General features: G+C 58.6%; 6 protein-coding genes and 1 pseudogene. 4 read left to right on the forward strand and 3 right to left on the reverse strand.

Going from position 1 to position 6,882, the window contains the following annotated elements:
- The first annotated feature begins 263 nt into the window (after window positions 1-263).
- Window positions 264-1,040 carry a Crp/Fnr family transcriptional regulator gene (locus PU724_RS26995; RefSeq protein WP_354422719.1) on the forward strand — a complete coding sequence of 259 codons (777 nt, stop codon included), beginning with the start codon at window positions 264-266 and terminating at the stop codon, window positions 1,038-1,040.
- Between the two features lie 277 nt (window positions 1,041-1,317).
- Here PU724_RS26995 and PU724_RS27000 read toward each other — a convergent pair.
- Window positions 1,318-1,560 (reverse strand): annotated as a pseudogene (locus PU724_RS27000) (gfo/Idh/MocA family oxidoreductase); the annotation flags it as partial.
- 858 nt (window positions 1,561-2,418) lie between these two features.
- Between PU724_RS27000 and PU724_RS27005 the strand changes: the two are divergent.
- Both PU724_RS27005 and PU724_RS27010 read left to right on the forward strand, forming a co-directional pair.
- A complete protein-coding gene (locus tag PU724_RS27005; protein ID WP_354422721.1) occupies window positions 2,419-2,646 on the forward strand; it encodes a hypothetical protein in 228 nt (75 codons plus the stop codon).
- A 544-nt stretch (window positions 2,647-3,190) separates the two neighbouring features.
- A complete protein-coding gene (locus tag PU724_RS27010; protein ID WP_426213681.1) occupies window positions 3,191-3,697 on the forward strand; it encodes a hypothetical protein in 507 nt (168 codons plus the stop codon).
- An 861-nt stretch (window positions 3,698-4,558) separates the two neighbouring features.
- Here the strand turns inward: PU724_RS27010 and PU724_RS27015 are convergent.
- Window positions 4,559-4,963 carry a hypothetical protein gene (locus PU724_RS27015; protein ID WP_426213682.1) on the reverse strand — a complete coding sequence of 135 codons (405 nt, stop codon included), beginning with the start codon at window positions 4,961-4,963 and terminating at the stop codon, window positions 4,559-4,561.
- Between the two features lie 249 nt (window positions 4,964-5,212).
- Here PU724_RS27015 and PU724_RS27020 point away from each other — a divergent pair, with 249 nt between their 5' ends.
- Window positions 5,213-6,232: a nucleotidyltransferase family protein gene (locus PU724_RS27020; protein ID WP_354422724.1), complete on the forward strand. Its 1,020-nt coding sequence runs from the start codon at window positions 5,213-5,215 to the stop codon at window positions 6,230-6,232.
- Here PU724_RS27020 and PU724_RS27025 read toward each other — a convergent pair.
- On the reverse strand, window positions 6,229-6,882 hold a 654-nt coding region (locus tag PU724_RS27025; RefSeq protein WP_426213683.1), incomplete at its 5' end, for an IS481 family transposase. The genes PU724_RS27020 and PU724_RS27025 overlap by 4 nt on opposite strands.

Below are 6,882 nucleotides of genomic sequence, written 5' to 3' on the forward strand. Positions count from 1 at the left end.
TGGTGCATGCCGCATGGAGACAAGCCCCCGAATCCTGTTGTGTCTCTCGACGGCTTCCAGTCGGTCAAATTTGATTTAAACTCTCTCCGAGAGATGTCGCTGTTACCCCGGGCACAGAGGGGCGACGATTTTAGTGGTAACGTATATGCTGATTTGCTAATATTTTTTCTGGCTTGGCGCGTTTGCGCGACAACGGCCGTTCCAGGTAGTCAAGGCAATGCTCTAGGGGACCGGGGCGCTTACCCTATCAAGGGGGCGGAGCCATGGCATTGAGTAGCGCTGAGGGCCGGGTCAAACAGCTCGATAAAATACGCCTGTTTCGGCTATTTGGACAAGATGTTCTTAATGAACTGGCGAAGGTTGCCATACTGCGAAGGGTTCCCAAGAATAAAATTCTTACTCACGTTGGTGACATACCAAATTATGTCTACTACATAATTCAAGGTAAAATTCGACTTAGTGCTCCACTCTCGGACGGTAGAGAATTCATCTATTCTGATCTGGGTCCAGGTGACACATTTGATCTGACTAGATTGTTCACAACGCGATGCAGCAACATGAACGCTGCTTCCGTTGTGGATAGTGACTTGATGCAAATCGAAATATCTTTCATGACTAGGGTCTTCGACAAATACCCCGATCTCGCGCTAAAGGTGATCCCGTATTTTTGTGAAGCAACGCACGACGCTCAGGAGCGAGTGATCCACAGTGCGGCCAGTGCTCTATCCACTCGATTGGCGAGCACGCTCTTGCGATTGACAGAGAGGCCGCACAACATGGCTGCTGTGGATAGAGCTAGGAGCATCCACATTTCGCAGACCGATCTCGCGGCAATGGTCCCGGCCTCTCGAGCGAAAGTGAATCGTTGCCTGAGGGAATGGGAACGGCGGCATCTGACCCAGTATGACCACGGTTCGGTGACGATCCTCAATCGCGCCGCGTTAGAGTCTGTTGCTCTTGGCGAGGTCGGATTTGATCGTTCTACGATGCATATCCCACGTCCTGGGGCATCTCTATGGCATGCTCCGGGGGGACAATAACCCGAAGTGGTGCCGGTCGTTCTCCGCTTCATTCGGGAGAGCCCTTTTCGTAGGTCGTCGCCTGGACAAATGCGCCTGTCGCCGTATTCCTTCGGCGTGCGATTTCTGGTCAATGCCGAGCAGATCTGGCGGAAGGTTCAGGCCAACCTTGACGCGTCGGGCGAGTGTCCGCCGAACTCATCGCAACGCTGCGCGCCCCTAGGACGACCGAAAGGCGCTGCCACCCGCCAGCGCCTCCCCATCGATGGCCCGAGCAGGCGGTCACGTTACTCGTGCGTCAGTTCAACTCGATAAGTTCTCCCGTTGCCGCCGAGCGTTTTACCGCATCGACTACCCCCAAGGTTTTGAGCCCCTCACGCCCCCTGACAAGCGGCGGTTCGTCTCCGCGGATCACCTTGCAGAATTGTCTGATTTGCAGAACGAGCGGGTCCTCGTCGTCGACCTCGATACGCTTTTGCTCAAAGGGTTCCCACCAACTCCGTTTACCAGGATTGCGCCAGACCTCGAGCGACGGCATGGAACGGACGCTCGGGGGGGGGGCGGTTGTAGATGGAGCGGTCCTGGTCCGCTCCAGGGTCCTCGCCAGAAAAGCCCGTCGCGGCGGCTTCCCGTCTCCCGTTGGAACCTATCAGCCTGAGCCGCATTTGGCCCCATGGCCAAAGCCCGCACGCGCGATTCCATATGTGACGTGATCCCCAAGCCTCCTGCTGTGGTTGCTGAGGACAATCCACCCGAAGAGCAACGGCGCCCGGCCGTAAAGCACATCGTGCGCATCATGTCAGGGAACGAGACCGTTGACCCGGACTCGCTGGGCTGGATTATGCGGAAGTAAGTCCGAACCCGTCACCGCTGGGCCATCCGCCGGCGGGTGCTTAGGATACCCCCCTTCGGTGCGTGGGACCGCCCTGCCTGTCAATCTAATGGCCCGCATTGCCAGTCACGCAATGCGAGTGGCCTTATCCTTTCAGGGGCTTAGCCGAGGCATCTGCGCGGCGAGGACGATCTGGCCATGCTTCGCTGCAGATTTTCGTGGGGAGTTGGTATCCGGCCTAGACATGAGCAGTGGTTAATGGTTGTGTCGGCGCGCTCGTGATCCTTTTGGTGATGAGAATCTCAGGTGGCAACCCCGCGCTTTCCCGTCCGAGGCGAGCGCGGGTTCACCCTCTGCAAAGGGTGTGCCTTGCGGCCCGATCAGACTGGGCGCAATGTTCATGTGCTCCGGCACCCCTCAATGCTGGGGTATGGCCCGGCCTGCGGCTTCCTCAACCGACAAGCAGACCGGGCTATGTCCGCTGCAAGCTTTAGTGCTCTCTAAAGGTTCTCTCGGGGCTGACCAATTTCCGCTGGAACATTTGGGACGGTAAGCCGTTGCGAACCTATGCCAAAGCAGCCGATCAACGACAACGCCTCATACTTCGAATTCGACGTAATGCGCGAAGCGTTCAACCGCTGGGTGGATGAGGACAAGGTTCCCGAAAACCAGTGGCGACCGCGCGCAACGAAGCTCGTTCGTATTGTGACAGGCGATGACTACGTCGACCCCAACGTGGTCGGATGGATCATACGCAAAGCCCGGCGCCGATCACGCGGCAAGACGCAGCATTAGAGGAAAGCCCCAGCGCTGAGGGGGAATCGGGTGGACATGTACGTTGTAAACCAGCGGCCCAGCTTGCGGCGGCAGGAAGGTGGGGACGATCTATACCCCGGACGCCAGCCCCAACGCCTACGGCAAGGCCAAGGGCACCAAGGGCACCAAGGGCACCTAGTCTGGGGCGAGCGCGGCTTTCGTCAAGATATTGCTAATATATGCAAACGGCATAGGAACAAACGATCGCCACCCTCGTTGAAAGGGCTGGCCGGATGCCTTGTGTCCCAACCCCTTTCCGGCCATTGCCTTGAGAAAGCCAGGCCCGCTGCTGTCCCCTCGGCAGCGGGTTCGCATTAGTGCAACACTGTGGCAGCAGACGGCGAAGTCGAGGCTGGTGCTAATGGTAGCAGCCCGGAAACCTTTCCCTCGAAACCAAGTTAAGAAATTGGACGGCGCTTCTTGCCCAAGCTGAGCGCCGTGTCGGGGATGGTTTACCGCCTGTCCGAACTGAGCCCGCCCAGCTGACATCGGGAGCGGGCTCTTCATTGACACTTATCGCAAAATGAGCACACGCGGCATCAACTTCCTCGACAAATGGCTGGCAGAGCATCTGCCGAATGCGATCACCGACGATCCGGTGGCGGTCGAGCTGATGACAGCCTGCCACGCGAGAAGTCCTATTTCACTCCGATGTTCAAGCAGATCCTGGTGGCGCGACTGGAAGGCCCGATGCGCGCGGGAACCTTTCATCCGCGATCTGCTTTGTTTCTGCATGTCGCGAGCCGTCGAACCACCGATATTGCCAAGGGGTAGCCCAGATCGGGCCGTTAACTGTGAAGTCGCATTAGAGGCCGCCATCGCAGCGCTGATGAATACGTCAGAGGCACAAGGATGGACGCCACGCGAAACCACTGCGGCCCTGCTGAAAATCGCTACGGAGCGTGCGCAGCAATTTGGGCTTCTGCCGGCTGAGCCGCCAGGGTGGCGAATGCTAAGAGCAATATTGATCGCGTGTGCTGCGCTCTTGTTTTTGCTGTGGGCGGTCACCGCTTGGTGGGTGCTTAGGTAAGCGACTCAATCGGGCAGCTGGCGGACATGCGACGATGTCGCGCAACCGTTAGCGCCAGAAAACTGCGGTGACGGCCTAAGCCAAGCGGCGCTTAGAAAGTGCCTGCAACAGTTCGCCTTCGTCCGTGGATCCCGTTACGGTAAACGCTGACGAGTTCCGCGGCGAGGTCTTCCCTCTGTTCCTTGTCCTTTTGGGCTAAGCTGCGTTCGATGCACACTTGGTCAAAGACCCGCTGGAGCAAGTCCAAGTCAGCGGGTTCGAATACTCCGCTGTAACGCGATAACGGCAGCCCTCAATTTGTCGTCCCTTATCCTAAACCAACCACGACCAACCTCAAGGCGTCCAGCAGCAGCCCGACGGTCGGGGATGGGCGCTTGTTGACCGCCGGGTCTAGCCGGCAAGGCTACCGGCTGGCGAGGTTATAGGCCCGTCAATCTTCGCTGCTACTTGGCAAAAAAGCGGTGGGTGTTGGGTTCCTCTATCCTCAAATCGGATGAGCCCAGAGTCGCGACCCAAAGTAGGCCTGCTTGTTCTGACGAGTGCGAAATAAACTCATTTGGCAGGCAGTTGACGCCAAGCTGTCCCAATTGCCGACACGATGAGCGGTGGCGTTCATCGCCGCGCGGTCCGGCTATGTTTCAATTTTACGACCCGCGGGGCAGTCATTGGCCGATCGGAATTTGTTCCACCTAATCGCGGTGTGGCAGGTAGGCCATGCGCGGCCCTCACGCTGGAACTCGCCAAAAAGATAAGTTGTGGAACCGTTACCTGAGTCCCAATATTCTGAAACTCCGGGTCCGTTGGTGGAGTGTGACCCGGCCTGCTATCCTGAGTCCCCGTAGAAGCAGGCCGGGCCATCGCTTAGCCAAAAGGCGGCCGGCTGGAACGGGCGAAGTGCCCCGCGCTACGAAGCTTCGCGAGCAAGATTATGGCCGTGCCGTGATAGTCAACGCGCGCTTGCTCGTGAAGTGGTGACGCGTACCAGGCGGTAAGCTCCTCAACCAGAAAGCGCGTGTCGCCATTCACTGACGCGCACCTAAGTTCCCCGCTCTTTTGCATCACAATTATCGCCGTGCCGGTTGCACCGTATCCGATCGCCGCCATCCGCTGAACCTCTACGTCACCATCAACGCGAACATCGAACAGAACCGACCCTCCGGTTTTCTCTGCCGCGTCAGCTACCCGATCAGGAAACGGCCGATGCAAACCGTTTGGATTGACGAACGTCTGCTCAAACAGCGCCAATTCAACATGCCCCGCGACCATGGCTGCGAATATGGGCGAGACGGCGTAATCAGCAATCCTGCCGCAACCCTTTCACGCAAGTTTCCCCATGAACTTGCAACGCGCGCGGCACGATCGCATAGCCATCCCGATGATGGTCGCGAGGCCCCACACGACCCCGGCGGCCAAGGACAGGGGCTCGGGGGTTGACCGCCGGTCGTCTGTTCAACGATTTGCGCTTTCGTTGAACACGACGTATGTTCAACAAGCCCAATTTTTGTTGAGCATCCCATGTTCGATCGCCACTCGCCCATAGCCCACTCAGCCTATCATGATCTGCTTGCGTCCTTGCGCGATGAGGCGATCGCGGAAATCCGTGGAACGCCGACCCGCGTAGAGCGCGGGGGCCGAACCTACTGGTATGATTCCTATCGTGTCGGCTCCGACGTCAAAAAGACCTATATTGGGGAAGACAGCGAAGCACTACGCGCCCGAATGCAGCGCATCGGCGCGCTCCGAGAGGGCCGTGAAAATCGCAGGCGCAACCGCGCCCGGCTGGTCCGTCTGTTGCGCGCCGAAGGGTTTCTTGGGATCGATGCAGCTACAGGCAGCCTTCTGCACGCATTGGCCTCAGCCGGCGTATTTCGCCTTGGCGGAACCGTCGTTGGGACACAGGCATTCCGGCTCTACGAGGGTGAACTTGGCGTTCGCTTCAGCTTCGACCAGACAGCTCAGACGAGCGATATCGACATTGCGAGCTTCGAGCGCCTTTCCATTGCACTTGAAGATACCGTATCGAGTCCGCTCGATAATGTTCTGAGAGATTTCTCATTTGAACCGGCGCCAGCGCTGGAGCCCGGCAAAACCTGGCGCTGGAGGCAAACGCGTAACGAGACGCTAGTCGAATTTCTGACACCATCCTTTACCGAAGACGAACCCTTGCGGCCATTGCCTGCTCTGGGTGTCCATGCCCAATCGCTGCATCACCTGAACTATCTGCTTGCGGAGCCAATCCTGGCCGCGGTCACATATCGCGACGGCGTTCTCATTCAGATACCTCGACCGGAACGCTTCGCGATCCACAAGCTCATAGTCGCGGACCGGCGACTTGATGGGCCAGACAGCCTCAAGGCGCTGAAGGACCGGCTACAGGCCGAATTTCTCATCACCGTTCTGGCCTTGGACAGGCCCGATGATCTGCAGGAAGCCCTTGAGGATGCTCTGTCACGAGGAAAGCGCTGGCGCGAACGGATCAAGAAGTCGATCAACAAGTCGCCATCGCTTCAGGCTAGGCTTGGTCCGCTCAACTAGTTGTGGAGCCTCAACAGGTTGTCCTCGGTTAGAGCGAGGCGACTGATAGGTGTTTTGGACTTTAGGCTGCCATGTGGGCGATGCCAATTGTATCTGTGCAGCCAGACAGGCAGCTCGGCGGAACGGTGATCTGAAGTCGGATAGGCGATGGCATAGGCCCATTCGCGCAGCGCGGTCTGGATGAAGCGCTCGGCCTTGCCGTTGGTCTTGGGCGTGTAGGGTTTGGTGCGAATGTGCTTGAGGCCAAGCTTGCGGCAGGCCTTGGCGAAGGCCTTCGACCTGTAGCAGGACCCGTTGTCGGTCATGACGCGCTCGACCACGATGCCCAAGCTGGCGTAGTAGGCGACCGCCGCCTTCAGGAAGGCGATAGCGCTCTCCTTCCTCTGGTCCGGCAAGACCTGCGAGAAGGCGACGCGCGAGGCGTCGTCGATGCAGACATGGACGAACTCCCAGCCGACGCCGCGGCTGTTGGACTGGCCGACGCGATCGCCGGTGATGCGGTGGCCGACGCGCTCGAAGGGCCCGAGTTTCTTGATGTCGATGTGGATCATCTCGCCGGGCTTCTCGCGCTCGTAGCGGCGCACCGGTTCGGCCGGTTCGATATCCCTCAACCGCGACAGTCCGGCACGCTTGAGAACCCGGCTGACGGT

The sequence above is a fragment of the Mesorhizobium abyssinicae genome, from assembly GCF_049887195.1.
GTDB classification, from domain to species: Bacteria; Pseudomonadota; Alphaproteobacteria; order Rhizobiales; family Rhizobiaceae; genus Mesorhizobium; species Mesorhizobium abyssinicae.